General features: G+C 64.7%; 19 protein-coding genes. 10 read left to right on the forward strand and 9 right to left on the reverse strand.

The genetic code is table 11. The annotated features are described in order from the left end of the window. Positions 1-24: 24 nt before the first annotated feature. Positions 25-795 (reverse strand): class II glutamine amidotransferase, encoded by a 771-nt coding sequence (locus EB835_RS09850; RefSeq protein WP_135809291.1) that lies wholly within the window; start codon positions 793-795, stop codon positions 25-27. A 172-nt stretch (positions 796-967) separates the two neighbouring features. On the opposite strand from EB835_RS09850, the gene EB835_RS09855 reads away from it, so the two are divergent. Both EB835_RS09855 and EB835_RS09860 read left to right on the forward strand, forming a co-directional pair. Further along, positions 968-1,501 carry an O-acetyl-ADP-ribose deacetylase gene (locus tag EB835_RS09855; RefSeq protein ID WP_135809292.1) on the forward strand — a complete coding sequence of 178 codons (534 nt, stop codon included), beginning with the start codon at positions 968-970 and terminating at the stop codon, positions 1,499-1,501. A gap of 77 nt (positions 1,502-1,578) precedes the next feature. Further along, positions 1,579-1,896, forward strand: coding sequence for a hypothetical protein (locus tag EB835_RS09860; RefSeq protein WP_135809293.1), 318 nt, complete (start codon positions 1,579-1,581; stop codon positions 1,894-1,896). A gap of 27 nt (positions 1,897-1,923) precedes the next feature. Here EB835_RS09860 and EB835_RS09865 read toward each other — a convergent pair whose 3' ends face one another. The 3 genes from EB835_RS09865 to EB835_RS09875 all read right to left on the reverse strand — a co-directional run bounded on the left by EB835_RS09865 (position 1,924) and on the right by EB835_RS09875 (position 4,148). Then, positions 1,924-2,172, reverse strand: a complete 249-nt coding sequence (locus tag EB835_RS09865; protein ID WP_135809294.1) for a hypothetical protein — start codon at positions 2,170-2,172, stop codon at positions 1,924-1,926. Between the two features lie 120 nt (positions 2,173-2,292). Beyond that, positions 2,293-2,973: a response regulator gene (locus EB835_RS09870; protein WP_135809295.1), complete on the reverse strand. Its 681-nt coding sequence runs from the start codon at positions 2,971-2,973 to the stop codon at positions 2,293-2,295. After that, complete coding sequence (locus EB835_RS09875) at positions 2,970-4,148, reverse strand: sensor histidine kinase (RefSeq protein WP_135809296.1); 1,179 nt, start codon at positions 4,146-4,148, stop codon at positions 2,970-2,972. Before EB835_RS09875 ends, EB835_RS09870 begins: the two co-directional genes overlap by 4 nt. Before the next feature lie 152 nt (positions 4,149-4,300). Between EB835_RS09875 and EB835_RS09880 the strand changes: the two genes are divergently transcribed. From EB835_RS09880 to EB835_RS09890, 3 genes are all read left to right on the forward strand, one after another. Then, positions 4,301-4,705 carry a DUF4175 domain-containing protein gene (locus EB835_RS09880; protein ID WP_135809297.1) on the forward strand — a complete coding sequence of 135 codons (405 nt, stop codon included), beginning with the start codon at positions 4,301-4,303 and terminating at the stop codon, positions 4,703-4,705. Positions 4,706-4,722: 17 nt separating this feature from the next. Then, positions 4,723-6,210 carry a multicopper oxidase family protein gene (locus tag EB835_RS09885; RefSeq protein WP_240688660.1) on the forward strand — a complete coding sequence of 496 codons (1,488 nt, stop codon included), beginning with the start codon at positions 4,723-4,725 and terminating at the stop codon, positions 6,208-6,210. A gap of 842 nt (positions 6,211-7,052) precedes the next feature. Then, on the forward strand, positions 7,053-7,751 hold the full coding sequence (locus tag EB835_RS09890) for a nucleotidyl transferase AbiEii/AbiGii toxin family protein (protein ID WP_135809299.1): 699 nt from the start codon (positions 7,053-7,055) through the stop codon (positions 7,749-7,751). Positions 7,752-7,853: 102 nt separating this feature from the next. Here EB835_RS09890 and EB835_RS09895 read toward each other — a convergent pair whose 3' ends face one another. Beyond that, on the reverse strand, positions 7,854-8,612 hold the full coding sequence (locus EB835_RS09895) for an SDR family NAD(P)-dependent oxidoreductase (protein WP_135809300.1): 759 nt from the start codon (positions 8,610-8,612) through the stop codon (positions 7,854-7,856). A gap of 208 nt (positions 8,613-8,820) precedes the next feature. On the opposite strand from EB835_RS09895, the gene EB835_RS09900 reads away from it, so the two are divergent. Next, entirely contained in the window at positions 8,821-9,384 is a 564-nt protein-coding gene (locus tag EB835_RS09900; RefSeq protein WP_135809301.1) for a dihydrofolate reductase family protein, read from the forward strand. 4 nt (positions 9,385-9,388) lie between these two features. On the opposite strand, the gene EB835_RS09905 is transcribed toward EB835_RS09900, so the two are convergent. Together EB835_RS09905 and EB835_RS09910 are read right to left on the reverse strand one after the other, a co-directional pair. Beyond that, positions 9,389-10,168 carry a GTP pyrophosphokinase gene (locus EB835_RS09905; protein WP_205749909.1) on the reverse strand — a complete coding sequence of 260 codons (780 nt, stop codon included), beginning with the start codon at positions 10,166-10,168 and terminating at the stop codon, positions 9,389-9,391. Continuing rightward, a complete protein-coding gene (locus tag EB835_RS09910) occupies positions 10,137-11,621 on the reverse strand; it encodes an MFS transporter (RefSeq protein WP_135809302.1) in 1,485 nt (494 codons plus the stop codon). The genes EB835_RS09905 and EB835_RS09910 overlap by 32 nt, the downstream gene beginning before the upstream one ends. A 111-nt stretch (positions 11,622-11,732) precedes the next feature. Between EB835_RS09910 and EB835_RS09915 the strand changes: the two genes are divergently transcribed. Both EB835_RS09915 and EB835_RS09920 read left to right on the forward strand, forming a co-directional pair. Next, positions 11,733-12,668: a helix-turn-helix transcriptional regulator gene (locus EB835_RS09915; protein ID WP_135809303.1), complete on the forward strand. Its 936-nt coding sequence runs from the start codon at positions 11,733-11,735 to the stop codon at positions 12,666-12,668. Further along, on the forward strand, positions 12,665-13,567 hold the full coding sequence (locus EB835_RS09920) for an aldo/keto reductase (RefSeq protein ID WP_135809304.1): 903 nt from the start codon (positions 12,665-12,667) through the stop codon (positions 13,565-13,567). Before EB835_RS09915 ends, EB835_RS09920 begins: the two co-directional genes overlap by 4 nt. A 13-nt stretch (positions 13,568-13,580) precedes the next feature. Here the strand turns inward: EB835_RS09920 and EB835_RS09925 are convergent, their stop codons facing one another. Both EB835_RS09925 and EB835_RS09930 read right to left on the reverse strand, forming a co-directional pair. Continuing rightward, on the reverse strand, positions 13,581-14,249 hold the full coding sequence (locus tag EB835_RS09925; RefSeq protein ID WP_240688661.1) for a flavodoxin: 669 nt from the start codon (positions 14,247-14,249) through the stop codon (positions 13,581-13,583). Then, positions 14,246-14,560, reverse strand: coding sequence for a hypothetical protein (locus EB835_RS09930; protein ID WP_135809305.1), 315 nt, complete (start codon positions 14,558-14,560; stop codon positions 14,246-14,248). The genes EB835_RS09925 and EB835_RS09930 overlap by 4 nt, the downstream gene beginning before the upstream one ends. A gap of 138 nt (positions 14,561-14,698) precedes the next feature. On the opposite strand from EB835_RS09930, the gene EB835_RS09935 reads away from it, so the two are divergent. Both EB835_RS09935 and EB835_RS09940 read left to right on the forward strand, forming a co-directional pair. Continuing rightward, the gene (locus tag EB835_RS09935; RefSeq protein WP_135809306.1) at positions 14,699-14,962 is read left to right on the forward strand and encodes a DUF2277 domain-containing protein; all 264 of its coding nucleotides are present in this window, start codon (positions 14,699-14,701) and stop codon (positions 14,960-14,962) included. Beyond that, positions 14,959-15,345 (forward strand): DUF1304 domain-containing protein, encoded by a 387-nt coding sequence (locus tag EB835_RS09940; RefSeq protein ID WP_135809307.1) that lies wholly within the window; start codon positions 14,959-14,961, stop codon positions 15,343-15,345. The genes EB835_RS09935 and EB835_RS09940 overlap by 4 nt, the downstream gene beginning before the upstream one ends. Positions 15,346-15,364 lie beyond the last annotated feature (19 nt).

Here is a 15,364-nt window from a genome sequence, read left to right on the forward strand (position 1 = left end):
GTTCTGAACGGGATCTGACTCCAGCTACAGCCGGATGATCGTCTCCGCTCCATCGGGGACGGTCAGCCGCATGATCGTGTTCTGCTCGATGAGGCTCCAACCGCGATGTTCGAGCCCCGAGGAGGACACGATCATTGCGTTCTCGGGCGATCGCCGCCAGCTCATCCGGTAGTAGTGGTCGTGATGGTCCGGCGGCAGCGGTCCCTGCAGATAGGGCACCTCGGTGCCGGCGGTAGCGTGGACGACGATCATCTCCTCACGTGTGAGGAGGAGCAGATTGATGCCGGGATGGTCGAAGTCGGCCCGCAGCTTCCGCACCACTCCGGTCACCGCATCGAGCAGCCGTTCGCCGTGGCGCATCCGCCGAAGGATGAGCGCGAAGATGATCGCCGAATCCGTGGTGCCGCCGACCTCGTCGACCTCACTGACGCTGACATATTCGCGCAGCCGCTCGATCGGGTGGACCGAACCGTTGTGTGCCATCGCCACGCCCTCGGCGAGGAATGGATGCGTGTTCTCCTCGAGGTCGGCCAGCCCCGTCGTCGCCATCCGCAGATGGCAGATCCGACCCTCGCTCACGTCCGCATCCAAAGCTCGGGTCAGCCGCGGATCATCGGCACCCTCGGTGGAGGTGCGGAACCGAGCGACCGCCTCGGTGCCGGTGTCGACCCATGCCGTGCCCCAACCATCATCGTGGAGGGTGCCCATCGACTGCCATTGGCGGCACTCATCGGCACCGATGAGATCCGCGGCGGTCGTCGGGGTGGGGGAGATGAAACCGAGCAGCCTGCACATGTCCTTGAGCCTCTTTCCTCGCCGAGGTGACGCCGTCCTGCCAGCGTACGCGCACCGGTGCGAACGGTGGCGTCAAGTGTGAGTGAGTTCGACTCTTACTCACAGATACGTGGCTAAGTGTGAGTAATAGCCGAAGGGCTGCTGAGGCGGAGCAGACGTCTAGACTCGAGGCATGAAGATCACGGTTCTCGAAGGCGATATCACCGAGGTGGCCGTCGACGCGATCGTCAATGCCGCGAATTCGAGTCTGCTCGGTGGCGGCGGGGTCGACGGAGCCATCCACCGTGCGGCCGGGCCCGCACTCCTCGAGGCCTGCCGCGCGGTCAGGCAGACCACCCATGTGCGTGGCCTGCCGCCGGGGCAGGCCGTGACCACCCTCGCCGGGGATCTGCCCGCCCGCTGGGTGATCCACACGGTCGGGCCGAATCGGCACGCAGGTGAAGCCGATCCGGAGGTCCTCGAATCGTGTTTCGAGTCGAGTCTCAACCTCGCCGAGGAGGTCGGTGCGACCTCGATCGCGTTCCCCGCCATCGGCGGCGGAGTCTATGGCTGGTCGGCCCGGGACGTCGCCGAGGCAGCTCACAGCGTCATCGTCGACGGTCGGTCCCGCGGGCGCTGGGAATCGATCGAGGAAGTCCAGTTCGTCCTCTTCAATGACCAGATGACCAGCGTGTTCTGCCAGATCTTCGACCACGATCAGTGGTGATCGGGCTTCAGCGGTGATCGGGCAGGAGGGGCGCCGAAGGAGCGCGTGCGCGGAAGGCCTCCGGCTACTCTGGTTTCATGAGCGCAAGCTATGAAGAGACGATGACCATCCCCGTTGCCGCTGCCGACGTATGGCAGAGGGCGATTCAGGTGCTGAATTCTCAGCAGGGCGTATCCGGTGTGATGACGCACCCGGGCGTGCTGACTGCCTCGGTCAACACGAACTGGAGAAGCTGGGGTGAGAAGCTTTCGGTGCATGTCGACGAGGCTCCGGGCTGCACTTTCGTGCGCATCCGCAGTGTCTGCGCCTTTCCGCTTCAGATCATCGACTGGGGAAAGAACAAGGACAATGTGCTGAAGGTCAGAGCCGGGCTCGACCCTTCCAGGCGGCCGTAAGTAGGTGAACTCTCAGAAGCAATGGGGTCATGCCGTGTGCCGCATCCGGTGCACGATCGCCAGCGTCAGCGCAGTGATTGCGCAGCCGGCCGAAATGAGCAGCGGGATCCCGGAGATGATGGCCTCGACGACATACTCGGGACCGGTCTGGAGGATCGGTCCGACGACTTTGACCAGCAGGAAGCCGATGACTCCGATGAAGAGGAACAGCGCCGCCCTCTTGCCGAGGACTACCGGCAGGGGCTTCGGATACTGATAGATCTGTGTTGTGCTCATGGTCGATCACCTTCGAAATCGTCCACGGTCCAAACCATTTGGGCTGTGGCTGAAACGCTACGCCTGAAAGCAGAGTGCAGGCTGGACGATCTGACCGTATTCGGTGGGAGCAGAGGGTGATCAGCGCGGAGTCTGACCGCCGGGACGCACCAGCCCAGTCTCATATGCCAGCACGATGAGTGCTGCGCGATCGCGGGCATCGAGCCTGGTGAGCAGCCGGCTGACGTAGGTGCGTGCCGTGGCCGGGCTGAGGAAGAGCTCGGCAGCGATCTCGTCATTGGTCAGCCCACGCCCGATTCCGCTGAGCACCTCGATCTCCCTCTCGGTCAGTCCCTGAAGACCACACCCCTCGGCAGCGGGGGAGCTGCCTTGCGCCACGGCCTGCATCACCGAGGCGGTGATCGAGGGAGACAGCAGTGCGTCACCGGCGGCGACGGTGCGGATCGCCGAGCGCAGATCGACCGGAGAGACGTCCTTGAGCAGGTACCCGGCGGCACCGGCCCGGATCGCGGCGAAGACGTTCTCATCCTCGTCGAAGGTGGTGAGCATGAGCACCCTCACACCGTTCAACGCATCGTCGGCGACGATCGCCTCCGTCGCTTCGATCCCGTCCATGACGGGCATGCGGATGTCCATGAGGACGACGTCGGGCCGCAGTTCGCGCACAAAGGACAGGCCCGCCCTCCCATCGGCGGCTTCGGCGACGACCGTGATATCTCCGTAGCGTTCTGCCAAGGGCCGCAGACCAGCCCGGACGAGCTCCTGATCGTCGACGAGGACGATGCGGATCGCTTCGGTCATGGGGCTTCCTCGATATCGATGGGCAAGTGCGCTGTCACTGTGAACCCCTCGGCCGTCGTCCCCGCACCGAGGCTGCCCCCGAGCAGTCCCGCCCGTTCCCTCATCCCATGGATGCCGGCGCCCGACTCCGGATCAGCGGGTCCTCCGTGACCGTCGTCGGCGATGCGGACGATGAGCTCATCGCCATCCACCTGAGCAGAGACACAGGCGGCGGCCGCTCCTGAATGGCGCAGCACGTTCGTCATCGACTCCTGAACGATCCGGAAAGCCGCCGCATCGACGGCTCGGGGCAGCGAGGCCGGGTCGACGCTGATGAGGACGTCGACATCGAGACCGGCGGCTCGGGCGGTGTCGATGACGGTCGAGACCGAGGCCAGACCCAGCGCCGAGGCGGGGCCGGGTGTGGCCTCGTCCGCGGGGTCCTCCCGGAGTACCTTGACCGTACGACGCAGTTCGCGCAGCGCCTCCGAGGTGGCGCCGCGCACCCGCTCGAGCGCGGCCGCCCGGTCGTCGGGATCTTCGGCTTCGGTCGCCACCGAGGTGTGAAGGGAGGCCACGGACAGGGTGTGGCCGATCGTGTCGTGGAGGTCGCGGGCGATCCTCACTCGTTCGGACTGCATCCGCGCCTCGGCGGCCCGGGACTGCTGCGCTGCGGTGAGTGCTGCGATGCGGGACGACTGGATGCGGGTTTCTCTGGCGAGTCTGACCACAGACCCGAGCGCTATGGCAGCGGCGGCCAGCGCGAGTTCGGTGACGAAACCGTACCCGGTCAGGTGTGCGCGCGGGTCGAGATCGTCGAACCGGTAGAACGTCGACACGGCGACGAGGACGGCGGCACCGACCACGGCCCACGAGGTGCGCCTCACCTCGGCGGTGGAGTAGAGGACACCGACTGCGGGCAAGACCATGCCGATCGGCGGCAGGTTGAGGGCGTAGTAGGCGAAGATCCCGAACACGGACACCGTTAGCACGGTCAGCGGGAACCGGCGGCGCAGGAGCAGGACGGCACCGAAGCCGAGAGCCCAAACGATACCGGGCATCGGGGAGGATTCGGCGTCGGCGGCGATGACGAGCGAGATCACCAGGGTCACCGCAACGGCCAGGGACGCGTCGGTCAGGCGGGGTTCGAGGCGCTCGCGCACTCCGCTCCGGACTCTCGACTCAGCTGCACCCATGGTTCCAGAGTACGGAGCTTTCACCGATGCCGCAGTCGTTTCGACTCGATCATGATGTCGCCTGCAGGCGACAGAATGCTCGCCTCAGGGCGGTGATCACTGACGCTTCAGCGCCGATGTGGGAAATACGGTCAGTCGGGAGAGTTGAGGGTATGAATACGACAACTCATACGAAACGTCCCCTGTCCTGGCCGCTCATCGTCGGTCTGTCCTCTCTGGCGCTGCTGTGGCCGCTGACCGGACTGTGGCCCATCCTCGGTGACGGTGCCGTCCGTGCCTTCATCCTGCTCGGGCTCACCGCGGCGGTATGGATCGGGACCGTCGGCTTCGCCCGCGTCGCCCGGCCCGTGCTCACCCTGACGATCTGCGGTGCGGCGCACGGGTGCCTCAACCTCGCACTCGGCGGTCTGCTCGCCGGCACCGGAGCGATCGGCGCGGGCCCTGCCGTGCTCATGGCGTTCATTCCCCGTCTGGCGATGGGGGCAGGAGTCGGTGCGCTGGCCGGTCTGGCCGCCGCCGGAATCCAACGGGCGCTGGGTCGGCGGGACGAGCGATGAGACTGCGCAGGCCCGCAGTGACTGCGGCAGCCTCACTCTTCGCACTGTTCGTCGCAGTCGGGGTGACCGCGTGCGGAGTGTCGACCACCTCGGTGACGGAGCAGGAGTTCGCGAACGAGCTGGCCATCCCACCGTTGGCGAAGTCGGACGTCGAGGACGGAGTGCGCACCTTCGACCTCACCGCGCGGAAGGGTTCGACGGACTTCCCCGGTCAGGACGAACCGACGGAGACTTGGGGGTTCAACGGGGCGTTCCTCGGCCCGACCCTGCGTGCCGAACGCGGTGAGAAGATCGCCGTCGACGTCGAGAACGACCTGTCCGAACCGACGAGCGTGCACTGGCATGGGATGCACCTGCCGGCTGAGATGGACGGCGGGCCGCATCAGATGATCGAACCCGGCGAAACCTGGACACCGCACTGGAGGATCGACCAGCCCGCCGCGACCCTGTGGTATCACCCTCACCCTCACGGAGAGACCGAGAGCCACGTATACAAAGGTCTGGCAGGAATGGTCATCCTCGACGACGACGCCAGCGCCGAGGCGGATCTGCCGGATGAGTACGGTGTCGACGACCTCCCGCTCATCGTCCAGGACAAGAAGCTCTCCGACGGGCAGCTCGAGCTCACTCATGACGGTGCCGAGCCGGGAATGCTCGGTGACACCGTCATGGTCAACGGCACCATCGGCGCGGTGCAGGAGGTGAGCACGGAGAAGGTGCGGCTGCGCCTGCTCAACGGCTCGACCGCCCGCACGTACGCCTTCGAGTTCCCTGATCGGTCGATGGATCTCATCGCCGGTGACGGCGGGTTCCTCGCGGAGCCGGCCAAGGTGAATCGGCTTCGGCTGGCGCCGGGGGAGCGTGCCGAGGTGGTCGTGGACTTCACCCGGGGTGAGACGGTGCGGATGCGCTCGGCCGAGGTCGACCTCGGCGGGGTGGCGGTGCCGACGACGATGGGTGGCAACGATTCCTTCGACGTCCTCGAGTTTCGTGCCGCGGACGAGCTGAAGCCGTCTCCCGGGCCGGCATGGCAGACCTCCGAACACGCCGAGGACGATGCCCTGGACGAAGCCGAGGTGGCTAAGACCCGGAAATTCGAGCTCGAAGAGCGGGAGATCAACGGTGAACGGATGGACATGGGCCGCATCGACGAGGTCGTCCAGGTCGGTGACACCGAGGTGTGGGAGGTGCGCAGCAATCAGCCGATTCCGCACAGTTTCCATATCCACGATGTGCAGTTCGAGGTGCTCGATGTCGACGGGGAGGCCCCTCCGGTGGAGATGAGCGGGCGGAAGGACACGATCTACCTCGAGCCGAATCGGGACTACCGGCTGCTCATGCGATTCGAGGACTTTACGAACCCGCACCTGCCGTATATGTATCACTGCCACATGCTGCTGCACGAGGACGAGGGGATGATGGGGCAGTTCGTCGTCATCGACCCGGACCAGGAGGACGAAGTCGGGGTGCCGCCCGCCTCAGAGGGCGGCGGACACGAGCACTGAGGGGGAGGCGATGCCCGCATCTTCGCCGTACTCAATATTCGCTGATGTTCAAAGAATGTGAACATCAGCGAATATTGAACACCGGTCCACGTCGGGATAGGGGTTTTACTATGCAGAAATATACTGAACGAGTATATTTGTGCATAGTTGGAGGTGGTGTCATGGCTGAAGCGATCAGCTTCTTGAGGGCCGTCGCGCGATCACCGATGCGGACGATGCGCTATCAGGATGCTCGCGGTCTCGGTTCCAACTCATGGCGGGTGCTCGACGAGCTGGTCGACCAGGGTGCACTCAAACGCTTAGTTCGTGGCATCTACACAGCGCCTCCCGACGGCAGAGATGCCAGGACATGGACGCCGAGTCTGGAGATCGCGGGACTCGCCGTAGCAACAGCTCGTCACGGTAGGCGCAATGCGATCCTCATGGGGCTCGGGGCCGCGAGATTCTGGGGTGCGATCCCTCGTGCTGTGGGGACCACGGTAGTGGCGGTCTCGGTCGCTGGAAGGCGCCCGTTGGAAGTCGGCACTGGCACAGTGCATTTCGCACATCGAGAGTTGGAACGAGTTGAGGCGGTGTTGGAGCGAACGGAGCTCGGTTCTGGTCTGATCGCAACGCGAGAACAGACTCTCTTCGATCTCCTTATGCGTCCGGTGCAGGGTGGCGACGCCGAGGCCGCTGCGGAAGGTGCTCGAAATCTGCTCCCGCAGATCGATGTCACCGAATTCCGGGATCTTGTCTCGACCGCTCCGCGAGTGAACGACAGGGTGCGGAGTGTCTTGAAAGCGAAACGCGGAGCGTCATGAACTCTGTGGAATACGCATCGCAGGAAGGAACTCACAGTCATGCTTGACGAGGACGAGGCAGTATTCTTCGCGAACAAGTTCGGGGTCGCAGAATCGCAAGTTCGACGCGACTACATCATCTCCCATGTGCTTGGCGCACTCGCGGAATCTCTTGCGGATGACGTTGTCTTCTTCGGAGGTACGGCGTTGACTCGGACGAATCTTCCGGACCTGAGGCTGTCCGAAGACATCGACCTGATCGCGAAGGGTGATCGCAGTGCGACAGCGGCTGCCATTCAGCGGGCCCTCGTCAAGAACCTACGTCGAACAGTGGGCATTCCCGAGTTCACCCCGGCGCTGGCGGATACACGACATCCAGAACCCGCGGTGATGGGGATCGACGAGACGCGCATCCAGTTACAGCTACTGTCACAGATCGGATACCCGGCCTGGCCAACGGAAACGCGGAGTATCGAACAGAGGTACAGCGATGCTCCTCCAGCTCAGCTCAGAGTCCTCACCCCTCCGGCTTTCGCGGCTGCGAAGCTCTCGGCCTGGAATGACCGGAGAGCCGCTCGAGATCTCTACGATATGTGGGCGATGGCGACTGACGGCCCATGTACGAGTCCTGATGCAGTTTCGTTCGATGACGTTCCCTCCGAGAAGCAATGGACAGCCGCGTTGGCTCACCAATGTCGGCCAAAAGTCAGTGCCTCAGAGGCGGCGTCAGTCGTCCAGCGTGCATGGTCGACGAACTGACGTGTGGCCATAAATCGAGACTGCCGCCCACTAGCTCGAGCCAGTGGACGGCAGCATCATGGTCGTCGGGCAGGATCAGCCTCGCCGAGGAGGGGGAGCGGCTCACACCGCGGTGTAGCCGCCGTCGATGAGGTAGTACGCGCCGGTGACGAACGAGGCATCGTCGGAGAGCAGGAAGCTCACGACCTTCGCAACCTCCTCGGCGGTGCCCAGGCGTCCGAGCGGGTGCTTGGCTTTGAGGCCCTCGAGAGCTTCGGGGTCGAGGCTGTTCTCCAACAGAGGCGTCGTGATGTATCCCGGGCCGACCGCGTTGATGCGCAGACCCTCGGCACCGTACTCGGCGGCGGCGTTCTTCGTGATGCCGACGACACCGTGCTTGGCTGCGGTGTAGGCACCGTTGTTGATCGCGGCGACCGTGCCGTGGATCGAGGCCATATTGACGATCGCGGAGTCCTTCGCACCCGCCTCGAGCATGGCCGGGATCTGGTGGCGCATTCCGTAGAGGACGCCGTTGAGGTTGACGTCGATGACCTTGTCCCACGAGTCGAGGTCGGTCTCTCCGGCGGGCGCCTGGACGCCGCCGATGCCCGCGTTGTTCACCGCATAGTTGAGGCCGCCGTAGGTGTCGACGGCGAACTTGACGACCTTCTCGGAGTCCTCGCGCACACTCGTATCCTGCTGGACCGCCGAGGCGGTCCCACCGGTTTCCGCGATCTCATCGGCGACGCGCTGAGCTGCGGCGAGGTCGATGTCGGAGATGACGACTTTCACGCCCTTGGACGCGAGATCCTTCGAGATCGCTTCTCCGAGGCCGGAGCCTCCGCCGGTGACGAGCGCAACCTTGTTCGTGAAATCTGCCATTGCCATTGCCTTCTTTCATCTGCTGTGACGGGCCGGGAATATGCGACCCGTATCCAGTGCAACCGGGAATCCGCAGGTGGCATTCCTCGCGCGTGAGTCTCGTCGCTCACCCAGGCATCGATCGAGCTCGAAGCATTGATCGAGCGGGACTGGCGTGATTGACTATCAGCAGTTGCATTCTGCAATCACTGATGTTCGAGGAGGAGCGATGGGAAAAGTGGCATGGGGTTTCACGTGCTCGATCGACGGGTTCATCGCCGGGCCCGGCCATGACATGTCGTGGCTGTCGGCGTCCCAACCGAACGCCGAGGGCACCACCGAAGACATGGCCTCGAAGGTCGCCGTCATCATCTCCGGGCGTCGCGGCTACGACGCGGCGAAGGCACAGGCCGACGAACGGGACGAGCTGACATCCGAGGCTTACGGCGGCGCGTGGTCGGGGACGGAATTCATCCTCACCCATCGCCCCGAGGAGCTCGCCGGGGACGCTTCGGTGACGGCACTCAACTGCACCATCGCCGAGGCGGTCGACCGGGCCCAGCAGATTGCCGGGGATCGCGACATCCAGATCATCAGCGCCGATATCGCCCGGCAGGCGCTCGAGGTCGACCTCATCGACGAGCTGCAGGTCTACGTCGCCCCGGTTTTCCTCGGCGACGGAACCCGGATCTTCGACGTTCCGGGCGGCAGGCGCGTCGACTGGGAGCTCGTCGAGATCGACGACGCCAACCGGCGCAGCTTCGGTCGCACCTACCGGCCGAAGCGGCGCTGAGTCCTCAGCGCTCCCGCCGGCTGAGATCCCAGAGCATCCGCAGCGCCTCCTCGTCGAACTCCTCCCCGGAATCGACATCGGGATCTCCGCTGTGGACCTCGGAGTGGAGCTGCTCCATCCTCCGATCGAGCTGATCGGAGGCATCGGCAGCCTCGGTGAGCTCGTCGATCAGGCGGTCGGGGACGTCGCCGTTGAACTTGTACTGGATCTTGTGCTCGAGGCTCGCCCAGAAATCCATCGCGATCGTACGGATCTGCACCTCGCAGGTGACCGGAATCGGGCCTCCTCTGAGGAACACGGGCACCTCGAGGATTGCGTGCAGGCTTCGGTAGCCGTTGGGCTTCGGGTGGGCGATGTAGTCCTTGATCTCCACGACGCGGATATCGTCTTGAGCAGTCAGCAGCTCGAGCACATGATAGGTGTCGGCGATGAAGGTGCATGTGATGCGGATGCCAGCGATATCCGTGATCTTCTCGCGGACAGCGTCGATGTCGAGCGGCAACCCGCGACGGTGGACCTTCTCCAAGAGGCTGCGTGGTGACTTCACTCGCGAGGAGATGTGCTCGATCGGGTTGTAGCTGTGAGCCTGCGTGGACTCCTCGCGCAGGATGGAGATCTTCGTGAGCAGTTCATCGATGACGAAGCGGTGATGCATGATCAGTCGGGAGAAGTCCTGCCGTAGAGCCCGGAGGCTATCGACCTGGCTCTGAGTCGGCAGTGGGCGCAGTGACTTCGGTGCATCGTCCGATCGGTCACCAGGGTCTCGATCGGCAGGGCCGGTCATGCTCCTCCTCAGGAATGGGTTCGGCGCCGACTCTCTCGCCGGACGCAATGCCCACACGCATACGTCCGAATCGGCGACGACCGGATGGTCGGTCGTCTGCTCGTGACTCATTCAAGCACACCAGAGCCAGAACTGCGCCGAGCAGCAGAAGCCCTGCGGCGACCGAGAAGCCGAGGTCTGCCCGTCCCACGACGGCAGAGGCAGCTGCCCCGGTGCCCAGCACCCCGACCGTCAGCGATGACAGGGCGCCGACGCCGAACGTGCCGCCGATCTGATGCACGGCATTGACCAGCCCCGAGGCTGCACCGGCCTCATCGGCGCGCGCGCCGGAGACGGCCGCCCCCGTGAGTGGGCCGAAAGCCAGCCCCTGGCCGGCACCGAGGAGCAGCATGGGACCGGCGACGGCGAGCAGATAGCTCTCGCCGACCGTCGCGAACGCCAGCCACGCCATTCCGCCGGACATGATGAGGACTCCAACGACGACCAGGGTCCGCTGTGAGACGCCGGCTCTGCCGAGGCGAGGAACGACGGATGCGAAGAGGAACTGGACCAGCGACAGCGGCAGGAACCCGAGACCCGCCTGCAGAGGAGACATCCCCATCCCGGTCTGCATGAGCTGGGTGACGAAGAAGAAGAACGACATCACCGAGGCGACCAGCAGGAACCTCGTCGCCAGCGCCCCATTGCGCTGCACGCTGGAGAACAGCGACAGAGGCAGCAGAGGCTGAACAGCCCGCCTCTCGAGCAGCAGGAAGATTGCGAAGAGCACGACTCCGGCAGCCAGGGAACCGTCAACGACGGGATTGCCCCAGCCCAGCTCGGAGGCCTCGACGATGCCGAAGAGAACGAAGGCCACCCCCAGCGTCGAGGTGATAGCGCCGGGCAGATCGAGATGTCCGGGCTGTGCCGCATCCCGACCCGGCAGGGCCCTCAGCGCAAGGATCGCCAAGTGGACGCCGACCGGCACGTTGACGAGGAATCCCACTCGCCAGGACAGCAGGTCGGCGAAGACGCCGCCGAGCACCATTCCCGCCGCAGCTCCGATTCCCGCCACAGCACCGTAGGCCGAGGTGGCGCGAATCCGCGCCGGACCCTCTGGGAAATGCTCCGTGATGAGCGCGAGCGTCGTCGGAGCGAGGATCGCCGCACCTGCGCCCTGGAGAAGTCGTCCGCCGATGAGCCAACCGGCTGAGGGGGCGAGCCCGATGAGAAGCGACGACACCGAGAACAGGGTGAGCCCTGTCAGCAGCATGCGGCGGCGACCGAAGAGATCGCCGGTGCGTGCCGCCAGGAGCAAGAGGCCGCCGAAGACAAGAGTGTAGGAATTCTGCACCCAGCTGAGGTGGAGAGCGGTGAGTCCGAGTTCCTCGCCCATCACCGGGAGCCCGGTGACGACGATGGAGGTGTCGAGGAGGATCATGAAGTATCCGAGTAGGACGATGGCGAGAATCATGACTCCAGGCTCCGCCTCGGCGGCCGACATCACCAGTGACTGCTCTGCCCGGTACTGCCGGTACCTGCCTGAGGCCTACTGCTCTGCGTCGGGCCGGCGTACCGTGAAGCCATGAGCCACAATCAGGATGTCCGCGAGTTCCTCATGACTCGGCGAGCGAAGGTGAAACCGGAAGATGTCGGCCTGCCCGCCTACGGCGGCAATCGCAGGGTTCCCGGTCTGCGCAGGGAAGAGGTGGCGATGCTCGCCGGCATGAGCGTCGACTATTACACCCGACTCGAGCGCGGCAACCTCGCAGGAGCCTCGGAACAGGTGCTCGACGCCCTGTCCGATGCCCTCAATCTCGACGAAGCCGAACGAGCCCACCTCGGTGACCTCGCGAGAGCGGCCAACAATTCCGGCAGCAGGCGACGGGCGCGTTCCCGCCGCAAGCCCGGAGAGCATGTGCGCCCCGAAGTCCAGCGCATCCTCGACGCAATCATCGACGCCCCTGCCTTCATCCGAACCGAACGACGAGACATCCTCGCCGCGAACGAACTCGGTCGGGCACTCTACTCTCCACTGTACGAATCGAGCGTCTCGCCCTCGACGATCGGAGGCCCCGGCGAAGTCAACGTCGCCCGTTTCACCTACCTCGACGCCAGTGCCAAGGAGTTCTTTCCCGAATGGGAGAAGACGGCCAAGGACCTCGTGGCGAGCCTGCGCACGGTGGCGGGACGATACCCGGATGACAGTGTGTTCCACGCACTCATCGGCGAGCTCGTCACCCACAGCGACGACTTCGCGCGGATGTGGAGCGCTCATGAGGTGCGACAGCACAGGACCGGCTCCAAAATCGTCCATCACCCTGTCGTCGGTGAGCTTGAGCTCGACTACGAGACGATGGAGCTGCCGGGCGACGGGGGACAGGCGCTCATCGTGTACTCGACAGCACCCGAGACCGCCTCGGCGGAATCACTGCGACTGCTGGCCAGCTGGAACGCCGCGGAAAGGGGTACTGATGGGGACTCCCTCACCGAGGTGGCGCTGAGTAGTCTGGAGGAATGAACTCACAGAACAAGCCTACGGTTCCGACATTGACCCTGGGCAACGATGTCACAATGCCTGCACTCGGCTACGGCGTCTTCCAGACCCCGCCCGAGGAGACCTCCGTCGCGGTGACCACGGCACTTGAGACCGGCTACCGCCACATCGACACCGCCTCGGCGTACATGAACGAACGCGGAGTCGGCGATGCCCTGTCCAAGAGCGAAGTGGCGCGCGACGAAGTGTTCATTGAGTCGAAGGTGTGGATCAGTGACTACGGCTATGACGAGACCCTCCACGCCTTCGAGAAGTCCTCGGCCAAGCTCGGACTCGACACGATCGATCTCTACATCCTCCACCAGGCGCTGCCCGGCGAGTTCGACAGGACTGCCGAAGCCTACCGTGCCCTCGAGACGCTGCTGGCAGACGGCCGCGTCCGCGCCATCGGGGTGAGCAACTTCATGAGCGAGCATCTCGACCGCCTCTCCGTGACCGCCTCGGTGACCCCTACCGTCAACCAGATCGAGGTCCACCCCTACTTCCAGCAGCGTGAGGTGCAGGCGAAGAACGCCGAGCTCGGCATCCTCTCACAGGCATGGTCACCCATCGGCGGCATCACCTTCTACCGCGACGGGCAGCACACGAGCACGCTGAAGGACCCGGTCATCACCGACATTGCGGCGGCGCACGAGAAGACGCCCGCGCAGGTGATGCTTCGGTGGCATGTGCAGGAGGGGCGCCAGGTCATCCCGAAGTCGGTGACCCCGTCACGGATCAGCGAGAACTTCGATGTCTTCGACTTCGAACTCACCCCATCCGAACTCGCCGCGATCGATGCCCTTGACACCGGAGCCCGCGGCGGCCCTGAACCCGAGGACGTCACCTTGGAGACCTTCGGACGCGAGATCCCCGAAGCATAGACGCCGGGCGAACTCAGAACCCGCTCGAGGTGAGCCATTCGCGTACTGCGGGGGCCGCCTCGGCGGATTCCTCTCCCTGAATCGCCAGGCCCTCTCCGACCGTCGTGCCGGGGAGGGCCTGCGCGTAGTCGTCATCGACACCGGAGAGGCCGCTGACCGCATAGGTGACGAAGGGGTAGAGACTGAGACCGGTCAGGTCGACGGACTCGATGAAGGTGCGCATGATCATCGGTGCCTGCGATCCCCACACCGGGCTGCCGAGGATGAGCGTGTCATAGTCGGCGAGATCGGGCAGTTCGCCGGCGATCTGCGGACGGGCGTCGGCTTCCGCTTCTCGGGAGTTGCGCGCGACCGTCGGGTCGTACTCCTCTGGATAGGGGTCGGCGGCGTGGATCCGGTGGGTCTCGCAGCTGAGTTCGTCCTCGATGAAGCCGGCGACGCGTTCGGTGTGCCCGATGTCGATCCACTCCCGGTCTCCATAGGAGTAGTTCTCTCCCGGTCGGGAGAAGTAGACGAGGAGTGTGCGCGAGCTTCTGCGACCGCCCCCGCCCGAAGCTGCGGGCTTCGAGCTCGTGGTCGCGGGAGTTGATTCGGGGGCGCAGGCACTGAGCACAGCGCCCGCACCGAGCAGTGAGCCCGCTCTGATGAGGGTCCGACGCCCCAGAGCTCCCTGCGCGCTCACAGCCGCACCAGGGCCTTGATCGCGCGACGTTCGTCCATTGCCGCACACCCTTCGCCGATCTCGTCAAGAGAGACCTCGAGGTCGAAGACCTTTCCCGGGTCGATGACATCGTTCATGATGAGGTCACCGACACTGGCGCCGGTCACCTCGGTACCGATCTCCTCGACGATGCCACGGTAGGGCCACAGGCCGGAGCCGCAGACGCAGGCGGTCGTCAGTCGGATGACGGCATCGGTGAGGTTGATGATCGTGGGTTCGGGGTGGTCCTCGACGCGGAAGTCGCCGGGTCCGTAGATCAGTGCAGCCCGCATGGGCATATCTCCTTGCCGATAGGCAGCTGTGTATTCCTCCATCACAGCGCATCTGCCGAGGGGGAGCCAGGGACGTTCGAACAGGGTGATGCCAGTACCCCTCTGGCCCGTGTCCGTGCCGGCGCGTACTGTCTGAGTATGTGCAGGAACATCAGGACACTCCATAACTTCGAACCGGCGGCTACCTCGGAGGAGGTCCAGGCTGCGGCGTTGCAGTATGTGCGCAAGATCGCCGGTACGACGAAGCCCTCCCAGGCCAATACTGAAGCCTTCGACGAGGCTGTCGAGCAGATCGCCCACATCACCCAGCATCTCCTCGATGCGCTGGTGACGAATGCGCCGCCGAAGAATCGCGAAGTCGAAGCCGAGAAGCGCCGAGCCAGATTTGAGGCCCGCGCATGACCGTCATCGGCCTCGTGCTCGCCGGCCTCGCCGCGGCCCTGCATGTCTTCATCTTCTACATGGAATCCATCGCTTGGACGAGTCCGCGCGCTCGCGCGACCTTCGGCACCACCCCCGAAGAGGCCGAGGCGACGAAATCCCTGGCCTTTAACCAAGGCTTCTACAATCTCTTCCTCGCCGTGGCAGTGATCATTGGAATCCTCTGCGTCTCCGGCGGAGCCGCCGAGATCGGCTATACCCTCGTCCTCGCCGGAGTCGGATCGATGCTCGCGGCCGCCTTCGTCCTGCTGTTCTCGAACGCCGATCTCGTCGCCTCGGCGATCAAGCAGGGCATCTTCCCCTTCCTCGCGGTCGTGATGCTCGTCCTGGGACTCACCGTGTGATCGATGGGGTGGGTGAGCG

Origin of the sequence: Brevibacterium sp. S22, from assembly GCF_004745485.1 — a bacterium.
Taxonomy (GTDB): domain Bacteria; phylum Actinomycetota; class Actinomycetes; order Actinomycetales; family Brevibacteriaceae; genus Brevibacterium.

Excerpts from the sequence above, each read along its gene's own strand:
- EB835_RS09940 (WP_135809307.1), top strand. The coding sequence starts at position 14,959 with ATGACCGTCATCGGCCTCGTGCTCGCCGGCCTCGCCGCGGCCCTGCAT.
- EB835_RS09920 (WP_135809304.1), top strand. The coding sequence starts at position 12,665 with ATGAACTCACAGAACAAGCCTACGGTTCCGACATTGACCCTGGGCAAC.
- EB835_RS09860 (WP_135809293.1), top strand. The coding sequence starts at position 1,579 with ATGAGCGCAAGCTATGAAGAGACGATGACCATCCCCGTTGCCGCTGCC.
- EB835_RS09910 (WP_135809302.1), bottom strand. The coding sequence starts at position 11,621 with ATGATTCTCGCCATCGTCCTACTCGGATACTTCATGATCCTCCTCGAC.
- EB835_RS09915 (WP_135809303.1), top strand. The coding sequence starts at position 11,733 with ATGAGCCACAATCAGGATGTCCGCGAGTTCCTCATGACTCGGCGAGCG.
- EB835_RS09865 (WP_135809294.1), bottom strand. The coding sequence starts at position 2,172 with ATGAGCACAACACAGATCTATCAGTATCCGAAGCCCCTGCCGGTAGTC.
- EB835_RS09930 (WP_135809305.1), bottom strand. The coding sequence starts at position 14,560 with ATGCGGGCTGCACTGATCTACGGACCCGGCGACTTCCGCGTCGAGGAC.
- EB835_RS09850 (WP_135809291.1), bottom strand. The coding sequence starts at position 795 with ATGTGCAGGCTGCTCGGTTTCATCTCCCCCACCCCGACGACCGCCGCG.
- EB835_RS09935 (WP_135809306.1), top strand. The coding sequence starts at position 14,699 with ATGTGCAGGAACATCAGGACACTCCATAACTTCGAACCGGCGGCTACC.
- EB835_RS09895 (WP_135809300.1), bottom strand. The coding sequence starts at position 8,612 with ATGGCAGATTTCACGAACAAGGTTGCGCTCGTCACCGGCGGAGGCTCC.
- EB835_RS09880 (WP_135809297.1), top strand. The coding sequence starts at position 4,301 with ATGAATACGACAACTCATACGAAACGTCCCCTGTCCTGGCCGCTCATC.
- EB835_RS09905 (WP_205749909.1), bottom strand. The coding sequence starts at position 10,168 with ATGACCGGCCCTGCCGATCGAGACCCTGGTGACCGATCGGACGATGCA.
- EB835_RS09870 (WP_135809295.1), bottom strand. The coding sequence starts at position 2,973 with ATGACCGAAGCGATCCGCATCGTCCTCGTCGACGATCAGGAGCTCGTC.
- EB835_RS09855 (WP_135809292.1), top strand. The coding sequence starts at position 968 with ATGAAGATCACGGTTCTCGAAGGCGATATCACCGAGGTGGCCGTCGAC.
- EB835_RS09890 (WP_135809299.1), top strand. The coding sequence starts at position 7,053 with ATGCTTGACGAGGACGAGGCAGTATTCTTCGCGAACAAGTTCGGGGTC.
- EB835_RS09900 (WP_135809301.1), top strand. The coding sequence starts at position 8,821 with ATGGGAAAAGTGGCATGGGGTTTCACGTGCTCGATCGACGGGTTCATC.
- EB835_RS09875 (WP_135809296.1), bottom strand. The coding sequence starts at position 4,148 with ATGGGTGCAGCTGAGTCGAGAGTCCGGAGCGGAGTGCGCGAGCGCCTC.